The sequence below is a fragment of the Novosphingobium pentaromativorans US6-1 genome, assembly GCF_000767465.1.
Taxonomy (GTDB): domain Bacteria; phylum Pseudomonadota; class Alphaproteobacteria; order Sphingomonadales; family Sphingomonadaceae; genus Novosphingobium; species Novosphingobium pentaromativorans.
In genome coordinates this window covers 1,286,549-1,304,881 of the sequence record NZ_CP009291.1, presented here as the reverse complement: position 1 = coordinate 1,304,881, position 18,333 = coordinate 1,286,549, and the positions used below count along the sequence as shown (strand labels likewise).

18 protein-coding genes are annotated in these 18,333 nt (G+C 64.3%); 16 read left to right on the top strand and 2 right to left on the bottom strand.

Annotated features, from left to right (window positions below):
• Window positions 1-6: 6 nt before the first annotated feature.
• From JI59_RS06085 to rbfA, 8 genes are all read left to right on the top strand, one after another.
• Window positions 7-330: a hypothetical protein gene (locus tag JI59_RS06085; protein ID WP_138921406.1), complete on the top strand. Its 324-nt coding sequence runs from the start codon at window positions 7-9 to the stop codon at window positions 328-330.
• 20 nt (window positions 331-350) lie between these two features.
• Entirely contained in the window at window positions 351-851 is a 501-nt protein-coding gene (locus JI59_RS06080) for a hypothetical protein (RefSeq protein WP_007013673.1), read from the top strand.
• On the top strand, window positions 848-1,210 hold the full coding sequence (locus JI59_RS06075) for a JAB domain-containing protein (protein ID WP_007013674.1): 363 nt from the start codon (window positions 848-850) through the stop codon (window positions 1,208-1,210). The genes JI59_RS06080 and JI59_RS06075 overlap by 4 nt, the downstream gene beginning before the upstream one ends.
• A gap of 323 nt (window positions 1,211-1,533) precedes the next feature.
• Window positions 1,534-2,094 carry a ribosome maturation protein RimP gene (gene rimP / locus JI59_RS06070; protein WP_007013675.1) on the top strand — a complete coding sequence of 187 codons (561 nt, stop codon included), beginning with the start codon at window positions 1,534-1,536 and terminating at the stop codon, window positions 2,092-2,094.
• Window positions 2,095-2,097: 3 nt separating this feature from the next.
• Window positions 2,098-3,732, top strand: a complete 1,635-nt coding sequence (gene nusA, locus JI59_RS06065; protein WP_007013676.1) for a transcription termination factor NusA — start codon at window positions 2,098-2,100, stop codon at window positions 3,730-3,732.
• Window positions 3,713-4,438 (top strand): DUF448 domain-containing protein, encoded by a 726-nt coding sequence (locus JI59_RS06060; protein WP_007013677.1) that lies wholly within the window; start codon window positions 3,713-3,715, stop codon window positions 4,436-4,438. Before nusA ends, JI59_RS06060 begins: the two co-directional genes overlap by 20 nt.
• 23 nt (window positions 4,439-4,461) lie before the next feature.
• The gene (gene infB, locus JI59_RS06055) at window positions 4,462-7,164 is read left to right on the top strand and encodes a translation initiation factor IF-2 (protein WP_007013678.1); all 2,703 of its coding nucleotides are present in this window, start codon (window positions 4,462-4,464) and stop codon (window positions 7,162-7,164) included.
• A 189-nt stretch (window positions 7,165-7,353) separates the two neighbouring features.
• The gene (rbfA, locus tag JI59_RS06050; protein WP_013832442.1) at window positions 7,354-7,752 is read left to right on the top strand and encodes a 30S ribosome-binding factor RbfA; all 399 of its coding nucleotides are present in this window, start codon (window positions 7,354-7,356) and stop codon (window positions 7,750-7,752) included.
• Window positions 7,753-7,768: 16 nt separating this feature from the next.
• On the opposite strand, the gene JI59_RS06045 is transcribed toward rbfA, so the two are convergent.
• Entirely contained in the window at window positions 7,769-9,421 is a 1,653-nt protein-coding gene (locus JI59_RS06045) for a DUF1963 domain-containing protein (RefSeq protein ID WP_007013680.1), read from the bottom strand.
• 119 nt (window positions 9,422-9,540) lie between these two features.
• On the opposite strand from JI59_RS06045, the gene JI59_RS06040 reads away from it, so the two are divergent.
• The 8 genes from JI59_RS06040 (at window position 9,541) to JI59_RS06005 (ending at window position 17,441) form a co-directional block, all read left to right on the top strand.
• A complete protein-coding gene (locus tag JI59_RS06040) occupies window positions 9,541-10,122 on the top strand; it encodes a thymidine kinase (RefSeq protein WP_007013681.1) in 582 nt (193 codons plus the stop codon).
• 153 nt (window positions 10,123-10,275) lie between these two features.
• Window positions 10,276-11,196, top strand: a complete 921-nt coding sequence (locus JI59_RS06035) for a hypothetical protein (protein WP_007013682.1) — start codon at window positions 10,276-10,278, stop codon at window positions 11,194-11,196.
• A gap of 78 nt (window positions 11,197-11,274) precedes the next feature.
• On the top strand, window positions 11,275-11,961 hold the full coding sequence (locus tag JI59_RS06030; RefSeq protein ID WP_013832446.1) for a site-2 protease family protein: 687 nt from the start codon (window positions 11,275-11,277) through the stop codon (window positions 11,959-11,961).
• 115 nt (window positions 11,962-12,076) lie between these two features.
• Window positions 12,077-12,487 (top strand): DUF6491 family protein, encoded by a 411-nt coding sequence (locus tag JI59_RS06025; RefSeq protein WP_007013684.1) that lies wholly within the window; start codon window positions 12,077-12,079, stop codon window positions 12,485-12,487.
• Window positions 12,488-12,566: 79 nt separating this feature from the next.
• Window positions 12,567-13,478 carry a tRNA pseudouridine(55) synthase TruB gene (gene truB, locus JI59_RS06020; protein WP_038575640.1) on the top strand — a complete coding sequence of 304 codons (912 nt, stop codon included), beginning with the start codon at window positions 12,567-12,569 and terminating at the stop codon, window positions 13,476-13,478.
• A gap of 5 nt (window positions 13,479-13,483) precedes the next feature.
• On the top strand, window positions 13,484-13,753 hold the full coding sequence (gene rpsO / locus JI59_RS06015; RefSeq protein ID WP_007013686.1) for a 30S ribosomal protein S15: 270 nt from the start codon (window positions 13,484-13,486) through the stop codon (window positions 13,751-13,753).
• Window positions 13,754-13,932: 179 nt separating this feature from the next.
• A complete protein-coding gene (pnp, locus tag JI59_RS06010) occupies window positions 13,933-16,218 on the top strand; it encodes a polyribonucleotide nucleotidyltransferase (RefSeq protein ID WP_007013687.1) in 2,286 nt (761 codons plus the stop codon).
• Between the two features lie 206 nt (window positions 16,219-16,424).
• Window positions 16,425-17,441, top strand: coding sequence for a LacI family DNA-binding transcriptional regulator (locus tag JI59_RS06005; protein WP_238532560.1), 1,017 nt, complete (start codon window positions 16,425-16,427; stop codon window positions 17,439-17,441).
• Between the two features lie 60 nt (window positions 17,442-17,501).
• On the opposite strand, the gene JI59_RS06000 is transcribed toward JI59_RS06005, so the two are convergent.
• Window positions 17,502-18,194, bottom strand: coding sequence for a helix-turn-helix domain-containing protein (locus JI59_RS06000; protein ID WP_238532561.1), 693 nt, complete (start codon window positions 18,192-18,194; stop codon window positions 17,502-17,504).
• Window positions 18,195-18,333 lie beyond the last annotated feature (139 nt).

The window sequence follows — 18,333 nt, the reverse complement described above, 5'->3', positions numbered from 1 at the left end:
AAGAGCATGACTCCTGAAATTGCTGGAATGCGGATTTCCCGCAGCATCAAGTCGGTGGAAACGGGCATGGACGAACTGCTCGCGATGGCCGGAGAACTTCTTGCCGAAATCGCTCGTGGGCGCATCGCCACGACCGAAGATGCCTATGAAGGGCAGCGACCGATGATGCGGGTTGCGAACATGCAGCGGAACCTGATGGAAGCGCGTTCGGAACTGGTTCGAGCGCATTCCGATCTGTCCAAGCTCGCGGAACGCATGGACATTCCTTACGAGTGCCCGGATAATCGCGGGGAATTGCGCGACCTCGATCTGGAGCGCGCCGTCGCCTGAGGAATTGAGGAGGGGCAGATTTGGAAGGTGAACAACTGGCATTCTTCCTGTTGCTGCCCCTCTCGCTCCTCCTGGCGGTATGGAAGGGCGGAGCGCCGGAGCGTTACGGGGCCCTGGTGATCGTCGCGATGGCCGTGATCCAGCGGATCGCCATCGTTTTCGTTCCCAGCCATTTCGTCAGTGTCGACCCGGCGGCCCTTGTGACGGATTTCGTCGGGCTGGCGGGTTTTGGAACACTTGCTGTTCAAGCCCGGAGAATCTGGCCGATATGGGCAGCGTCCCTACAACTTCTCAGTGTGAGCGCGCACTTCGCACGGTGGGCGGACATCGGCGTGCCGCCGTTCGTCTACGCGCTGATGCGCGGCTCTCCTACATTCTTAGCGCTGGCGGCGCTGCTGGTGGGGACGATCCTGCACATTGTCAGGCTGAAGCGACATGGAGCCGATCCCTCATGGCAGAACTGGTCCCGGGGGTCAGCGTCGTCCGGCCCCTATCAGGCAGGATCCTCGAATCGCTGGTGAGCCAGATCGGCGGGCTGCGCCATGAAGTGGTGGTCGCCCTCCTGTTCGATGGCCGCGGAATACTCCTGTCCAGCCTGTCGGGTAGCGAAGGCGCGAGGGCCTCGGTAAGCGGGCGTTACCGGCCGCTGCTCAAGCAGATATTCGATGTCGATGCTTCCGGGCTGGTCCTCGTTCACAATCATCCATCCGGCGATCCCAGTCCAAGTGCGGCGGACATTGCGGCCACACGCCGGCTTGGCGCTATCGCGCGGGTCGTTGAAGTCGACTTTTTCGATCACCTCGTCATTGCCGGACGCATGGCTCTCAGCATGCGCCGGGCGGGGCTTATGACCGGCCGTACAGGCAGGTCCAGACCTTAGCGGACGTCCTCCCTTCGTCCGACGCGAATCGCGCGCCGGAAGGGCAGGGAATGTCCGGGCAAGAGCTGCATGGGGGAGTAGCGGCCTGTCGTTACCGGAGTGGTCAGCGTCCGGTACGGCAGGTCGCGCTTCGGGTTTCGCCGGTATGCGGCCCGATTGCCGCCGCCTTCATCGGGCCTTGCGTTTTGAGGGGAATGCGCTTATTTGCGCCTCATCCCGACATTGGTGAAACAAGGTTCGGGCTGGCGCCGGAAGGGGCCGGCGCGGAACCGCGTTGCATGCCAGTGCTGCCGGGAAGCCAGTGATTTAACGTGGAGTTTCGTTTGGTCGATATCGCGCGCCTCGTCGAAGTCATCGAACCTGAGGTCAAAGCCTTGGGATTCGATCTCGTGCGCGTGAAGCTCTTCGGCCGTTCGGAAGTCGGCGACGATGAGCATGCGCTGCAGATCATGGCCGAGAACCCGAAGAGCGGGCAGCTCGTCCTCGACGACTGTGTGAAGCTTTCGCATCGCATCTCCGACCGCATGGACGCTCTTGAAGAGGCGGGCGAAGTCCTGATCGACGAGGCCTACCGCCTCGAAGTCAGCTCGCCGGGTATCGATCGTCCGCTCACGCGTCCCAAGGATTACGTAAACTGGGCCGGCCACGAGGCGCGGATCAATCTGACCGCTCCCATCGAGGGCAATCGCAAGACGCTGAATGGCGAGCTTGTCGGCCTCGACGGTGAAACGGTCGAGTTCGAAGATAGGAAATCGGGCCGGGTGACTTTCCCGCTTTCCGACGTTCATTCCGCGCGGCTGGTCCTTACCGACAAGCTGATTGCTGCAACCCGCCCGCTGGATACGAGCGGCGCCGACGAGATTCTCGAGGAACAGGAAGACTAAGCCATGGCCAGTGCGATTTCCGCCAACCGCGCCGAGCTGCTTGCGATCGCGAACTCCGTCGCATCGGAGAAGATGATCGACAAGTCGATCGTCATCGAGGCGATGGAAGAAGCCATCCAGAAGTCGGCCCGCAACCGTTACGGTGCGGAGAACGACATCCGTGCGAAGCTCGATCCGCGTACCGGCGACCTGCGCCTGTGGCGCGTCGTCGAAGTGGTCGAGCACGTCGAAGACTATTTCAAGCAGGTCGATCTCAAGCAGGCCGAAAAGCTGCAGAAGGACGCCAAGATCGGTGACTTCATCGTCGATCCGCTGCCGCCGGTCGATCTCGGCCGCATCGATGCGCAGTCGGCCAAGCAGGTGATCTTCCAGAAGGTCCGCGATGCCGAACGCGACCGCCAGTACGAGGAATTCAAGGATCGTGCGGGTGAAGTCATCACCGGCGTGATCAAGTCGGTCGAATTCGGCCACGTGATCGTCAACCTCGGCCGCGCCGAAGGCGTTATCCGCCGCGACCAGCAGATCCCGCGCGAAGCGGCCCGCGTCGGCGAGCGCGTGCGTGCGCTGGTCCTGCGTGTCGAGCGCCAGAACCGCGGTCCGCAGATCTTCCTGTCCCGCGCGCACCCCGAGTTCATGAAGAAGCTCTTCGCGCAGGAAGTGCCCGAGATCTACGACGGCATCATCGAGATCAAGGCCGCCGCCCGCGACCCGGGCTCGCGCGCCAAGATCGGCGTGATCAGCCACGACCACTCGATCGATCCCGTCGGTGCCTGCGTCGGCATGAAGGGCAGCCGCGTCCAGGCCGTCGTGCAGGAACTGCAGGGCGAGAAGATCGACATCATTCCCTGGAGCGAGGACACCGCGACTTTCGTCGTCAACGCGCTCCAGCCCGCGACCGTCAGCCGCGTCGTCATCGACGAGGAAGAAAGCCGCATCGAAGTCGTCGTGCCCGATGACCAGCTTTCGCTGGCGATCGGTCGCCGCGGCCAGAACGTGCGTCTCGCTTCGCAGCTTACCGGTTCGCAGATCGACATCATGACCGAGGCCGAGGCTTCGGAGAAGCGCCAGAAGGAATTCACCGAGCGCTCCAAGATGTTCGAGGAAGAGCTCGACGTCGACGAGACCCTCTCGCAGCTGCTGGTGGCCGAAGGCTTCACCGAACTGGAGGAAGTCGCTTACATCGACATGGCCGAACTGGCCGCGATCGAGGGCTTCGACGAGGAACTCGCCGAAGAGCTCCAGAGCCGCGCCCATGAAGCGCTCGAGCGCCGCGAGGAGGCTGCCCGCGAGGAACGCCGCGCGCTGGGCGTCGAGGATGCCGTGGCCGAGCTGCCGCACCTCACCGAAGCGATGCTGGTCACGCTCGGCAAGGGCGGGATCAAGACGCTCGACGACGTTGCCGACCTTGCTACCGACGAGCTCATCGCCAAGAAGCGTTCCGAGCAGCGTCGCCGCGACGGCTCGGTCAACCGCCGCGCCCGCGAAGAGGACAAGGGCGGCGTACTCGGCGAGTACGGCCTGACCGAAGAGCAGGGCAACGAAATCATCATGGCCGCTCGCGCCCACTGGTTCGACGACGAACCGGCGGACGAAGCGCCTGAAACCGAGGAGGCCGCCGATGCGGAATCCTCGCAATGAGCGCGTAAGCTCCGACATCGATAGTGCCAGCCCGGAAAGGACCTGCATCCTTTCCGGTGGGACGGCTGCGCGGGACGAACTCCTGCGCCTTGCGATCTCGCCCGACGGCCTCGTCCTTCCGGACGTCCACGCGCGTGCCCCCGGGCGCGGCGCGTGGATCGGCGTGTCGCGCGAGGCCCTTGAAAAAGCGGTCGCGAAGGGCAAACTTAAGGGAGCGCTGGCTCGCGCCTTCAAGGGTGCGCCACTGTCCGTTCCCGACGACCTGGCAGATCGGATCGAGCAGGCGCTGATTCGCGCGCTGACCGAAAGGCTGGGCCTCGAACTGAAATCGGGCAAGCTGCTCATGGGCTCGGACCGCATTGCGCAAAACGCGCGTGAGGGCCGGGTCGAGTGGCTTGGTCATTCCGCCGATGCGAGCCAGGACGGCTCGCGAAAGCTCGACCAGGCCTGGAGGGTCGGTAGCGAGGCGGAGGGAAGCGGCCTGCAAGGGACGCGCTTGCCACTGGACCGGGAGACACTGTCTGTGGCATTGGGCCGCGACAACGTCGTTCACCTGGCGCTGACCGATCGCGGCGCGGCCAATCGAGTCGCATCGCTGCTGCAGCGCCTCCTGCATTTCCAGGGGCAGGCCACGTCCGAAGGGCACGCGGCCGGTATGGATGAAGATAACGGGCAGGCTGGCGCCGCACCCGTCACGACGAATTGAGATTGAAGGGCACGACGAGAGATATGAGCGAGACCGACAACAAACCGACCCTGGGCCGCAAGCCGCTTGGGCTTAAGCGCTCGGTGGAAGCGGGTGAGGTCAAGCAGACCTTCAGCCACGGCCGCACCAACAAGGTGGTGGTCGAGGTCAAGCGCCGCAAGATCCTCGGCAAGCCGGGGGCGGGCGACGTCGTGGAAACCAAGCCCGAGGAAGCTCCGGCGCCCGAAGCCAAGGCCGTGCCCCAGAAGCCTGCGCCGGCTCCGGCCCCCGCGCCCAAGAAGCCGGCTGCCCCTGCGGGTGAGACCCGTCAGGAGATGCAGGCGCGCCTGCTGCGCGAGGCCGAGGAAGCCCGACTCACCGCGCTGGAGGAAGCCAATCGCCGCGAGCAGGAAGAAAAGCTGCGCGCCATCGAGGAAGAAAAGCGCCGCGCCGAAGATAATCGCCGCGCCGAGGAAGAAGCCGCCAAGGCCAAGGAAGCCGAACAGGAAGAGGCCAAGGCCGCTCCTGAGCCGCAGCCCGAAGCCAAGGCCGAATCGGCTGCCGAACCTGAGCAGGCCAAGGAGCCCGAGCAGGCTGCGGAAGCCGCGCAGGAAGCCCCCAAGGCTGCTGCTGATCCCGCGCCCAAGGCCAAGGAATCTGCTGCCCCGGCGCCCGCACCGCGTCGCTTCACCCCGGTCAAGCGTCCCGAGCCTGCGGCCCGCAAGCCGGAAGGCGGCGCATCGGGTGGCGGTACTGCCGGCGGCGGAGCCAGCAAGGGGCCGGCCGGTGCCAAGAAGGGTGCGCCTGCCCCGCGTGGCGGCGACCGCAAGGCTTCCGATCATCGCCGCCAGTCCGGCAAGCTGACCGTCAGCCGCGCGCTGAACGAGGACGAAGGTGCACGTGCACGTTCGCTCGCTGCGCTCAAGCGCGCCCGCGAGAAGGAACGCCGTGCGCACTTCTCGGGCCAGAGCCAGCAGCGTGAGAAGCAGGTTCGCGACGTCATCGTCCCCGAGGCGATCACCGTTCAGGAACTCGCCAACCGCATGGCCGAGAAGGGCGCCGACCTCGTGAAGGCGCTGTTCAACATGGGCATGATGGTCACTGTCAACCAGACGATCGACCAGGATACCGCGGAACTGCTCGTCACCGAGTTCGGCCACAACATCGAGCGCGTTTCGGAAAGCGATGTCGACATCGACACCACTGGCGACGTCGATGCCGATGAGACGCTGAAGGCGCGTCCTCCGGTCGTGGCGATCATGGGTCACGTCGACCACGGCAAGACCAGCCTGCTCGACGCCCTGCGCGGCACGGACGTGGTGCGCGGCGAAGCCGGCGGCATCACGCAGCACATCGGCGCTTACCAGATCAAGACCAAGAACGGCGCCCAGCTCACCGTGCTCGACACGCCGGGTCACGCGGCCTTCACCCAGATGCGCATGCGCGGTGCCAATGTCACCGACATCGTCATCCTGGTGGTAGCGGCCGATGACGGGATCATGCCGCAGACGATCGAGGCCATCAATCACACGAAGGCCGCTGGCGTTCCGATGATCGTGGCGATCAACAAGTGCGACAAGGAAGACGCCAACCCGCAGAAGGTGCGTGAGCGACTGCTCGAGCACGAGATCATCGTCGAGCAAATGTCGGGTGACGTTCAGGACGTCGAAGTCTCGGCGAAGACCGGCAAGGGTCTCGACGAGCTGATCGAGAAGATCCTGCTCCAGGCCGAGTTCATGGAGCTCAAGTCCAATCCGGACCGCGCCGCCGAAGCGACCGTCATCGAAGCCAAGCTCGACAAGGGCAAAGGTCCGGTCGCGACCGTCCTCGTCAACCGCGGCACGCTCAAGCGCGGCGACATCTTCGTGGTCGGCACCGAGAGCGGCCGTGTCCGCGCGATGAACGACGACAAGGGTCGCCAGGTCAAGGAAGCCGGACCGTCGATGCCGGTCGAGGTCCTCGGTCTCGGCGGCGTGCCGATGGCCGGCGATGTGCTGACCGTGGTCGAGAGCGAGCAGCGTGCCCGTGAAGTCTCGTCCTATCGTCAGGAGCAGGCGACCGCCAAGCGCACGGCAACGGCGCCGGCGAGCCTCGACACGATGTTCTCGGCGCTGGCCGCCAAGCAGAACGTCATCGAGTACCCGGTGGTTATCAAGGCCGACGTCCAGGGTTCGGTGGAGGCGATCAACAACGCGCTTCACAACCTCTCGAACGACGAGATCAAGGTCCGCATCCTGCATTCGGGCGTGGGCGCGATTACCGAGACCGACGTGACCCTGGCTTCGGCCTCGGGCGCGCCGATCGTCGGCTTCAACGTCCGTCCCAACGCCAAGGCGCGCGAACAGATCGAGAAGACCAAGACCGAGATGATGTACTACGACGTCATCTACGAACTGACCGAGGAAGTCGCCAAGCAGATGGCCGGCATCTGGGGGCCGGAAAAGGTCGAAACGGTCGTCGGTCGCGCCGAGGTCAAGCAGGTCTTCCCGGCCGGCAAGAAGGACAAGGCGGCAGGTCTGCTGGTCGTCGAAGGCGTCATCCGCAAGGGTCTCCATGCCCGTCTTACCCGCAACGACGTCATCGTTTCGGCAACGACCATCGCTTCGCTGCGTCGCTTCAAGGACGACGTCGACGAAGTGCGCACCGGTCTCGAGTGCGGTGTGGTTCTGGCCGATACCAACGACATCAAGCCGGGCGACCACCTCGAAGTCTTTGAGGTCAGCGAGCGCGAACGCACGATCGGCTGAGGCCCTTCGCGCGTTCCCCGGTGCCGCGGTGCGGTACCGGTCGGATCGATGGATTGATGGGGTGGCGATCGCAAATCGCTGCCCCATTTCCCTTGTGAGGCGATCTCATGAGGGACACCGCCAGAGGATGGCTGCGGGCCGTTCTCACGTGTTGCAAATTGCCGCCGGGCACCCAAATGGACGCAGACGATGGCACGCCAGCAAGTTACCCCCGAACAGCATTCTGTCCGCCTCCTGAAGGTGGGCGAACAGGTGCGTCATGTGATCAGTGAAGTTCTGACCCGTCAGCAGGTGCACGATGACACCTTGAGCGGGCATTCGGTGTCGGTCACCGAAGTGCGCATGACGCCGGACCTGCGGCAGGCCACCGTTTATGTGAAGCCGCTGCTCGGCATGGACGAGGAAGCGGTGCTCAAGGCGCTGCGGACCAACACGGCCTATTTCCAGCGCGAAGTGGCACAGCGCCTGAAGCTCAAGTTCGCGGCCAAGATCCGGTTCCGCGCCGACGAGACTTTCGACGAGGCAAGCCGCATCGACGCGCTCCTGTCCGATCCGCGCGTGAAGCGCGATCTCGACCAGGAAGACTGATCGCCGCCGAGCCGGCTCACGCCGGTTCGAAGATCAGCCTTGCGTTCTGCCAGTTTCCGCCCAGCGCGTCCTTGCGGTCGATGCGGAACTGGTAGCGGCCGAGGTTGTCCCAGCGCCATTCCATCATGTCGTCGCTGGCCAGCTGCAGCAGCAGCAGGTCGTCGTCCTGCGGGCCTTGAGCTGGGTCGGTGAAGATCCGGTGGTGGTCGCGCGGCGGGGCCGTGAAGTCCTTGCCGATCTTCTCCAGCAGGTCGTCGGGCAGGGCGGCAAAGGCCTTGGGCGCGCCGGTCGCCATGGCGCGGATGCACAGGGCCCGCAGCGGCGCCAGCGCGTGCGGCAGGCGCGCTTCGACCAGCTTGCCGTGGCGGGCGTGAATTTCTCCAAGGATCTCCGTAACGAGGCCGCGTTCTTCCTCGGTCATCGGTTCCCAGGGGCCGCGGCCTGAACTGAACCCCTCCAGCGCCTCGATCATGGCCGGCATCTCGCTTGCCTGCTCCTCGATCTCGCGCAGCCGGGCATCGATATCGTGGATCTTCCGACGCGCCCCGGCGACCGCCTCAGGAAGCGCGTCGCCGCGCGCTTCGAGGGCTGCCAGGGCGTCCTTTGCTTTCCCTTCCTGCGACAGTTCGGCATCGTAGTCGCGTTGCGCGCCGTCCAGTGCCTCACGCAGCTGGTCGGTCAGATGGAAGACGCCGTACCACCACAAGTTGTCCTCGCCGACCTCGGCCAGCGCCGCCGAAGTCATGCCGTGTTCTTGCAGGGTGGATGGGCCCGGCTCCTCGTCGCCAGGCTCGGCCACCGGTTCGACCGGCCAGAACGGGAACAGGTAGCGGCTGAGCCGTGTCGGCGTTGACGGCAGCGGCGTGCCGTCTTCCTCGTAGGCGGGCGGCAGGTCGGCGGGTGGATCGGTGAAATCGTGTTCGCCCGGCGAGACCGCGACGACCGCGCCTTCGCCCAGAAAGAAGGCCAGCGACCCGGAATGGGGCAATGGGCTTTCAGCGCAGGCCCCGGCCAGCTCGGAAAGATTGACCTGCGCTGCGAAGGGCAGGGGCGTGCCGTGAGAATCGCGCGGCCATGGCGCCGAGCCCAGCCGCGGCAACCCGCCCAGCCAGCTCAGGTCCCAGGTCCAGTCGCGATTGCGTTCGCGCGCCTTGCGCACGAGGATAACCGGCCGGGGACGCTCTGCAGCAATGACTTCCGGTTCTGCCGCTTCGCAGGCCTGCGCATCGGCCGTCTGGCCATAGTCCGACTGGCCATACTCCGTTTCGTCGACAAGCGCGGTGATCACGGGGCTTTCATAATCCGGTTCGGAAGCAGTCGTGCCGCTTGCCCGCCGACGCAGACCGGCGATGCGGTCTTCGTGCGAATGCGGTTCGGGACGCCAGACCGGGCCGGGCGCGGGCGTTACGTCCTCGTCTTGAGGGGGGGCGGAGCTTTTGCCCACGGCCAGGGCCGCAATGAGCCCAAGCACCATGCCCAAGCCGAGCAGGGCAAGGACGGCTTCGCTGCGCCCGGCAATGGCGGAAATGCGCGCTGCACCTTCGTCCAGAAAGGCGAGCGCGGTCTGCACGGCTCCGGGGCCGGAAGTCGATAGCGGAGCCAGCGCCACATAGGCGGCGACGAGTGCGACCAACCCGAAGACAGCGAACATGGCGAGCAATTTCTTCATTGCGAACTCCCACGGCCTGCGTCGTTCATCTTAGAGTACTTCAAACGAATTCATTCAAGCGGGGAGAACTGTCGATGTCCTCGTGCGGGGCCGAATTGACCGTGTTATCCACTGTCACGATGGCCAAGCTCTACTTCTACTATGCCAGCATGAATGCCGGTAAGTCGGCGACGCTATTGCAGGCGAACTTCAACTATATCGAACGCGGGATGCGCACGATGCTTTGGACTGCGGCTATCGACAACCGCGGCGGGGCCGGCGCGATCGAGAGCCGCATAGGCCTGCACGCCGATGCCCATCGCTTCGCTGCAGATACCGATCTGCATGGAAGCGTCCAGGCGTTGCACCGCTCGCGGCCGCTGTCCTGCGTCCTCGTGGACGAGGCGCAGTTCCTCAGTGCGGAGCAGGTCTGGCAGCTGGCGCGCCTTGCCGATGGCGAGAACATCCCGGTTCTGTGTTACGGTTTGCGGACCGATTTCAGGGGCGAGTTGTTCCCCGGCTCTGCGGTGCTGCTGGGCATTGCCGATGCGCTCGTCGAGCTCAAGGCAGTCTGCCATTGCGGCCGGAAGGCGACGATGAACTTGCGCGTGGATGCCGAAGGCGCGGCGGTCAGCCATGGTGCGCAGACAGAGATCGGCGGCAACGATCGCTACGTCGCGCTGTGCCGCCGGCATTTCGGAGAGGCGCTGGGTTCTGCCTGAGGCTGCGATAACGGGCTGCGCACTCGCGCTGCCGCATATCCGGGGCGCTCCCCCGCATTCGATTGCAAAAGAGGGCGCACGGACCTGAAAAATTCATGCAACACGGGCATTCGATACTCCGCCGCGACAACGACGGCAGAAAACGGGTCCGCCATGCAGAACGCAATTGTCCATCTGGGCTATCACAAGACCGCCACGACATGGCTGCAAAAGCAGCTCTTCCCGATGGCCAGCAGTCACGACTTCCTGCCGCGCAAGACGGTCCAGGAGGCTTTCCTTGCGCCTTGCGGGATGCATTTCTGCCCGGATCGCGCGCGCGAGGTTCTTGCGCTCAAGGGTCGCAACCGACCGGTGCTGCTGAGCGAGGAAAACCTCTCCGGCTATCTGCACAATGGCGGCCTGCACGGGTTCCTCGCCCCCGAAGTGGCACGCCGGGTCAAGTCGGTGCTGCCCGATGCCCGCATCGTCATCTTCATCCGCAACCAGTTCGACATCTGCCGCGCCACTTATGCACAATATGTCTCGGGCGGCGGAACCTGGGGGCAGCGGCGCTATTTCGAAACGGCGAACTTCGTGCGCGGCGCGCTGACCCGTCCCTGGAAGGCCCCGGTCTTCCAGTTCGAGCATTTCGAGTACGACCGTCTCGTGGCGCACTACGACGGTCTCTTCGGGGCCGACCGGGTGCACGTCTATCCTTATGAGTGGCTCAAGGATCGCTCTGCCCTGATTGCCCGACTGGAGGGTGACCTTGGCCTCTCGCTCGAGGCGCTGCCGCCGGAAGGATCGCGCTCCAACCGCTCGCTGGGCGCGGCGGGGCTTACGGCGATGCGCGCGGTCAACCTGTTCACGCGCCAGTCGGTGGTCAACAAGGACCGCATTGTCGACCTGCCGGGAGGGCAGGCCCTGCGGCACGGTGCCAAGTGGCTGCTCGGGCAGGTTCCCGTGATCAACCGCAGGCCGGCGCAGCTCTCGCCCCGGCTGCGCAGCCGCATCGCCGAGCATTATCCTGACAGTAATCGCCGGCTGATGGCGCTGCGCGACCTGCCGCTGGAGGAACTCGGCTACCCGGTGTGATGCCCGCAGGTCCCGCGCTGCCGGACATATCTTCCGGCCGAGATTGCGGGTCAGTCGCTCCGTGCCTAGATGGTAGGCATGAACGATACACTGCTGCAGGCCGCAGCGCTCATCATCCCCCTCATTTTCGCCATCGTGTTCCACGAAGTGGCGCATGGCTGGACCGCGAGGGCGCTGGGCGATCCGACGGCCTATGAGCAGCGCCGCCTCAGCCTGAACCCGTTCCGCCACGTCGATCCGATCGGCACGGTCGTTCTGCCGGGCTTTCTTGCGCTTACCGGCATGCCGATATTCGGTTGGGCCAAGCCGGTGCCGGTCAACCACCACCGCCTGCGCGATCCGCGCAAGGGAATGATGGCCGTGGCTGCGGCAGGGCCGGGAACCAATCTCGTGCTCGCCGCGGTGGGCGCAGTCATGTTGGGCCTGCTGGTGCGTTTCGCCGGAGCGGAGCTGGGACCGGTCGAGAGGTTCGCGGCGATGAACTTCAACAACTTCATCCTGATCAACGTCTTCCTGGCGCTGTTCAACCTGCTGCCGATCCCGCCATTCGACGGTTCGCACATCGTCGAGGGCGCGCTGCCGCGCCATGCGGCGCGGGTCTATGCGCGGATGCGCCCCTACGGACTGCCGCTGCTGTTTCTTGTCCTGCTGGTGATCCCCTACCTGTTCCCGGACTGGGGCATTGTGCGCCGGCTGGTGCTGCCGCCGGTGATCTGGGCCAGCGATCACTACTATGCCCTGGCCGCAGCTGTCGCGGGAGGCTGATCCGCTTCGGCGCGAGCTTGTAACAAAGTGTCGTTGCCCTTGAAGTGACCCGCGCCGGGCCCGAAATGGGAAGGCAAGGGGGTGAAACCGTTCGAGAGTTCGAAAGGAAGTCACCATGAAGATGTCCGCATTGCTCATCCCGCTCGGTTTGCTTGTCGCGGTTCCGGCCATGGCCGAACCGGCGCCAACCGCGACCGCCCAGCACCAGGGCCAGGCCTCCATTCCCTTTGCCGACCACGGCGGTGTCGATGACTGGCGCGCGGGCGACAGCCGGACGATCTATTTTCGGGACAGTCACCGGCAATGGTATCGTGCCACGTTGATGTCGCCTGCTTTCGATCTGCCTTATGTAGAGCATATCGGCATCGATGCGGGTCCGACCGGCACGCTCGACAAGTTCGGCGCTGTTGTCGTCAAGGGGCAGCGCTATCAGATCACCTCGTTCGAGCGGGTCGACGCTCCGCCCAAGAAAAGTGGCAAGGGACAGCACCGGATCGACGCACCCAAGGCGAAGCCCGCAAAGTAGCTCCAAGGGCCGGCGCGATTGACAAATCGGTGCCGGCGGCCTTGGGAGGCGCAATGAAGCTTCCCGTTACCGTTTCGTGATGCCGCACGGCTGGATCATTCTCGACAAGCCGCATGGGCTCGGCTCGACCCAGGGCGTGGCCGCCGTCAAGCGTAACTTGCGCGAGGCAGGCTATGGCAAGAAGGTCAAGGTCGGCCACGGCGGCACCCTCGATCCGCTGGCGACCGGCATCCTGCCGATCGCCGTTGGCGAGGCGACCAAGCTGACCGGGCGCATGCTCGACGCCAGCAAGACATATGCCTTCACCGTCCGCTTCGGTGAGGAGACCACGACGCTCGATCTCGAAGGCGAAGTCGTCTCGCGCAGCGATGTCGTGCCCACGCGCGATCTGGTGGCAGCGGTGCTGCCGCGCTTCACCGGCCCGATCGAGCAGGTGCCTCCGGCCTATTCGGCGCTGAAGGTCGACGGTGAGCGCGCCTATGACCTTGCCCGTGCCGGGCAGGACGTCGCGCTCAAGTCCCGTGCAGTGACGATCCATGCGCTGTCGCTGTGCGATCCCGAGGGCGAAGCGGCGAATGAGGCGACATTTCTGGCCCACGTATCCAAGGGGACCTACATCCGGTCGCTGGCGCGCGACATTGCCCGGGCTCTGGGTAGCTGCGGCACGGTGACCATGCTGCGCCGCGTCAAGGCCGGCCCGTTCGACCTGTCTCACGCGATTTCGCTGGACAAATTGAACGAAATCGGTAAGGGCGCCCCTCTTGAACAGATACTCTTGCCACTGGAGGTGGGGCTGGACGACATCCCGGCCATCGACCTCGGTCCGGAGCAGGCAAGGGCGGTCCGACAGGGCCGCGTTCTGACCGGGCTGCCCCATGAAGACGGGCTGCATTGGGCGCGAGAAGGAATTGTTCCGGTCGCGTTGATGGAGCTTTCGGGCGGTGAAGCCCGCGTCGTCAGGGGGTTCAATCTTTCGGATGTCGCGGAGTAGAATGAATGTCGGTTACCGCTGAGAAGAAGCAGGAAATTATTTCGGACAACGCTCGCGCCTCTGGCGACACGGGCAGCCCGGAAGTTCAGGTCGCGATCCTCACCGAGCGCATCGTCAACCTGACCGAACACTTCAAGTCGCACCACAAGGACAACCATTCGCGTCGCGGTCTGCTGGCCATGGTCAACAAGCGCCGCTCGCTGCTCGACTACCTCAAGAAGAAGGATGTCGCGCGGTACAACGCACTGATCCAGAAGCTCGGTCTGCGCAAGTAAGACTGACGCGGAGGCGGCCCCTGAGCGGGCCGCTTCTTGCATCTGGGCCACCCTTTCTGGGTATCCTCGCAATTCGGCGAGGGGCCTTGGGGCCGAGAAAGGCCCCGCACCGGACCGGGACGGAATCCCCGGCAGTAAACCCCGCCAGGCAATAGGGCCGGTGGGTTGAGGAAAACTCTATGTTCGACGTCAAAACCGTATCGATGGAGTGGGGCGGAAAGACCCTCACTCTGGAAACCGGCCGTATTGCCCGTCAGGCCGACGGCGCGGTCCTCGCCACTTATGGCGAAACTGTTGTGCTCTGCGCGGTCACTGCCGCCAAGTCGGTGAAGGAAGGCCAGGACTTCTTCCCGCTGACCGTGCACTACCAGGAAAAGTTCTCCGCCGCCGGTCGTATCCCGGGCGGCTTCTTCAAGCGTGAGCGCGGCGCGACCGAAAAGGAAACGCTGACCAGCCGTCTGATCGACCGCCCGGTTCGCCCGCTGTTCCCCGAAGGCTTTTACAACGAGATCAACTGCATCGCGCAGGTCCTCAGCTATGATGGCGAGACCGAGCCCGACGTCGTTGCGATGATCGCCGCTTCGGCCGCGCTCACCATTTCGGGCGTGCCCTTCATGGGTCCGATCGGCGCCTGCCGCGTCGGCTTCGTCGATGGCCAGTACACGCTGAACCCGAAGCAGGAAGCTGCGCTGGCCGATGGCCGCCTCGACCTCGTCGTTGCCGCTACCGGCGATGCCGTGATGATGGTGGAATCGGAAGCCAAGGAGCTGAACGAGGAAGAAATGCTCGGCGCCGTCATGTTCGCGCATGACGAGTGCAAGAAGGTCGTGAACCTCATCATCGACCTCGCCGAACAGGCCGCCAAGGAGCCTTGGGAAATCGACCTGTCGGACAACACGGCCGACATCAAGGCGAAGCTCAAGGAAGTCGTCGGCAAGGACGTTGCCGCCGCCTACAAGCTGACCGACAAGTCGGCCCGCTCGAACGCGCTCAACGCAGCGCGCGCCAAGGCGAAGGAAGCTTTCGCCGACGCCGAGCCGCAGACCCAGATGGTCGCGATCAAGACCATGAAGAAGGTCGAAGCCGAAATCGTTCGCGGCGCCATCCTCAAGGACGGCCAGCGTATCGACGGACGCAAGCTCGACCAGGTCCGCCCGATCGAATCGATGGTCGGCTTCCTGCCGCGCACCCATGGTTCGGCCCTGTTCACCCGCGGTGAAACGCAGACCATCTGCACCACCACCCTGGGTACCAAGGATTCCGAGCAGATGATCGACGGCCTCGAAGGCCTGTCGTACTCGGCGTTCATGCTGCACTACAACTTCCCGCCCTATTCGGTCGGCGAAGTCGGCCGCTTCGGCGCCCCGGGCCGCCGCGAAGTCGGCCACGGCAAGCTGGCGTGGCGTGCGCTGCACCCGGTCCTGCCCGCCAAGGAGGACTTCCCCTACACCATCCGCGTGCTTTCGGACGTGACCGAGTCGAACGGCTCGTCTTCGATGGCGACCGTCTGTGGCGGCTGTCTCTCGATGATGGACGCCGGCGTTCCGATCGAGCGCCCGGTCTCGGGTATCGCGATGGGCCTCATCCTGGAAGGCGATGAGTTCGCTGTCCTTTCGGACATTCTGGGCGACGAGGATCACCTCGGCGACATGGACTTCAAGGTGGCCGGCACCGAGAACGGCATCACCACGATGCAGATGGACATCAAGATCGCCGGCATCACCAAGGAAATCATGGGCAAGGCGCTGGAGCAGGCGAAGGCCGGCCGCGCGCACATCCTGGGTGAAATGACCAAGGCTCTCGGCTCGGCCCGCACCGAGCTGTCGGCCCACGCGCCGCGCATCGAGACGATCCAGATCGACAAGTCGAAGATCCGCGACGTCATCGGCACCGGCGGCAAGGTCATCCGCGAGATCGTCGCCGAAACCTGCGCCAAGGTCGACATCGACGACGAAGGCGTGATCAAGATCTCGTCCTCGGATCTCGACCAGATCGAGGCCGCCAAGAACTGGATCCTCGGCATCGTCGAGGAAGCGGAAGTCGGCAAGATCTACACCGGCAAGGTCGTCAACATCGTCGACTTTGGCGCTTTCGTGAACTTCATGGGTGGCAAGGACGGCCTCGTCCACGTTTCCGAAATGAAGAACGAGCGCGTGGAGAAGCCGACCGACGTCGTGTCGGAAGGCCAGGAAGTGAAGGTCAAGGTCCTCGAGATCGACAACCGCGGCAAGGTCCGCCTGTCGATGCGCGTCGTCGACCAGGAAACCGGTGAAGAGCTGGAGGACACCCGTCCGCCCCGCGAACCGCGCGGCGACCGTGAAGGCGGCGGCCGTGGTGGCGATCGCCGTGGTCCGCGTCGCGAAGGCGGTGGTGGCCGCGGCCGCGACCGTGGCCCGCGCCGCGATCGTGACGACAACGGCGGTGGCGATCCCAACCACATGCCGGCCTTCCTCAAGGAAGACTGACAGGCTTTCGACAATTCGAAATCCGGAAGAAGGGGCCGCGGCAACGCGGCCCCTTTTTTTCATCGCCGGGCAGGCGATGTGCTGGTCGGGTGCAGGAAGTGGCAAGGGCCGTTCCTACACCGGGCTTGCGCTGCTATGGGCTTGGCCCGATAGAAGGTCGGATCGGACTTTCACTGTTCCGATTGGGTCGTGCAGGAGGGGAAGGCGTGAATTCGGGCCGCGTCACGGCATATGATGTTGCAGGTCTGGCGGGCGTATCGCAGTCGACGGTATCGCGCGTTCTCAATGGCAAGACTTCGGTCCGGCCGGACATCCGCGTGCGCGTCGAGGAAGCGGCTCGCAAGCTGGGCTATATCGCCAATGCGACCGCCTCCAACTTGCGACGCAACACGACGCGCACGATTGCCCTTGTCGTGCTTTATGACGATCAGGAAGGCATCGGCTCGCTCAATCCCTTCTATACTACGTTGCAAGGCCATATTTCGGTTGCTGCCAATGCCGAAGGCTATGCCGTCCTTACTTCGTGGATGAGCGAGAAGATGGGAGACGTGGGCCTTGTCATGCGCGGCCTGGCCGATGGTTACATCGTCATCGGCAGCGGCCGGGACAAGGTCTGCTGGGACAGGTTCCGGGCCTTGGCCGACGACGGTGTGCCGGTGGTCGGCTGGGGCATCGCCTCGCAGCGGCTATCGGCGATCTCGGCGGCCAATGTCGAGGCGGCGGCCGGCGCAGTCGAACATCTCGTGGATGTCGGATGCCGCGCGATCGCCTGTCTCTCGCCCCGGCCGGGCGACCAGCGCCAGTTCGCTGACCGCGTCGAGGGCTACCGCTCGGTCATGACCCGCCGCGGGATGGAGGAAACGGTGCGCTATTGCGATGTGCCTACCGATCGATTGGAGCAGGGGGTGAACCTCATGCGTGAAGTGCTCGATGAAGGGCGGCAACTCGACGGCATCTTTGCGACCTGCGATCTCATGGCCATAGGGGCGCTGCGGGCCTTGCATGAGCGCGGGGTCAGCGTACCGGGGCAATTGGCGCTCTGCGGGTTCGATGGCATCTATGCCACGCGTTTGACCAATCCCTCGATCACGACCGTCGAGCAGGACATGCCGGCCATCGCCAGGCGTCTGGTGTCGAACTTCATCGGGGTGTCTTCGGGCGAGGCGATCGATACGAGCCCGGTTCCGGGCAAGCTCGTGATACGGGACAGCACTCGCCGCTAGGGCGGACGAGACGTCTACTTGCGCTCTTCGCGGCAGAGAGACTGCGATTTCCCCTCGGGATCAGGTCTCGATCAGGATGCGCACGCGGTTGGGATCCACGCCGATCAGCTTCGCGATTTCGACTTTCTTGCTGGCGATCACCGAGCTTGAAGCCTCGAAAGCGGTCGCAGCGGGGCTGTCCTGCCGGACAGGGGCCGGTTTTGAGCCGTAGAGCAATTCCGTTTCCGGTACGCCCAGGGCTCTGGCAATCGCCTGGACCATGTTCTGCCTTGGCGACACAGTGCCCTTTTCCCACTTCCACAGAGTAGGACGGCTTACGCCAATGTGGCTGGCGAAGTGGTCCACTCCGAAGCCTCGCTCGCGGCGCAGGCGCTTGATGCGGGCGCCAAGCGCCTCTGAAGATGCCGTTTCCTCGGCGCTGCGCGGTTCGGGCGGGCTCTGCAACTGGACCTTGCGGATCGTGGCTATCGACAATGCCTTGTCAAATTCGCAGGCAAAGATCGTCTCTGCTGCCCAGACGATGCTGGCGTTGCGCGTCTCTCCTTCGGGGAAGAGGACCATCAGCGGTTCACCGACTGAAAGTGGGGCCGACGTTTCCAGCAACATGCCGGACTTCGACAGGTTGGTGATGGAAACGGATTCCCGATCGCCCTTGAAGCTGGCGGCGGTGCCTTCAAGGCTGAGCTTGCGGGTGGGCTGTCCGTGCAGGTAGCCCGTCCGGCTGCGCAGATTGATCTTGGCCATCACTGTCATCTGACAACTCCGCGTCTTGAGCCGTTATCCATGATTGGTCATTTTACCGAAAGACGCGTTTAATATCCAAAGATATAGACCGTTAGTCAATCCTTCTAACGCAAGATAATGCAGCGAGCAGTCGGGCTCGCTGCGCAAG

Coding starts and splice junctions, on each gene's coding strand:
- JI59_RS06085 (WP_138921406.1), top strand. CDS start 7: ATGACTCCTGAAATTGCTGGAATGCGGATTTCCCGCAGCATCAAGTCG.
- nusA (WP_007013676.1), top strand. CDS start 2,098: ATGGCCAGTGCGATTTCCGCCAACCGCGCCGAGCTGCTTGCGATCGCG.
- JI59_RS06060 (WP_007013677.1), top strand. CDS start 3,713: ATGCGGAATCCTCGCAATGAGCGCGTAAGCTCCGACATCGATAGTGCC.
- infB (WP_007013678.1), top strand. CDS start 4,462: ATGAGCGAGACCGACAACAAACCGACCCTGGGCCGCAAGCCGCTTGGG.
- rbfA (WP_013832442.1), top strand. CDS start 7,354: ATGGCACGCCAGCAAGTTACCCCCGAACAGCATTCTGTCCGCCTCCTG.
- JI59_RS06045 (WP_007013680.1), bottom strand. CDS start 9,421: ATGAAGAAATTGCTCGCCATGTTCGCTGTCTTCGGGTTGGTCGCACTC.
- JI59_RS06040 (WP_007013681.1), top strand. CDS start 9,541: ATGGCCAAGCTCTACTTCTACTATGCCAGCATGAATGCCGGTAAGTCG.
- JI59_RS06035 (WP_007013682.1), top strand. CDS start 10,276: ATGCAGAACGCAATTGTCCATCTGGGCTATCACAAGACCGCCACGACA.
- JI59_RS06030 (WP_013832446.1), top strand. CDS start 11,275: ATGAACGATACACTGCTGCAGGCCGCAGCGCTCATCATCCCCCTCATT.
- JI59_RS06025 (WP_007013684.1), top strand. CDS start 12,077: ATGAAGATGTCCGCATTGCTCATCCCGCTCGGTTTGCTTGTCGCGGTT.
- truB (WP_038575640.1), top strand. CDS start 12,567: ATGCCGCACGGCTGGATCATTCTCGACAAGCCGCATGGGCTCGGCTCG.
- rpsO (WP_007013686.1), top strand. CDS start 13,484: ATGTCGGTTACCGCTGAGAAGAAGCAGGAAATTATTTCGGACAACGCT.
- pnp (WP_007013687.1), top strand. CDS start 13,933: ATGTTCGACGTCAAAACCGTATCGATGGAGTGGGGCGGAAAGACCCTC.
- JI59_RS06000 (WP_238532561.1), bottom strand. CDS start 18,194: ATGACAGTGATGGCCAAGATCAATCTGCGCAGCCGGACGGGCTACCTG.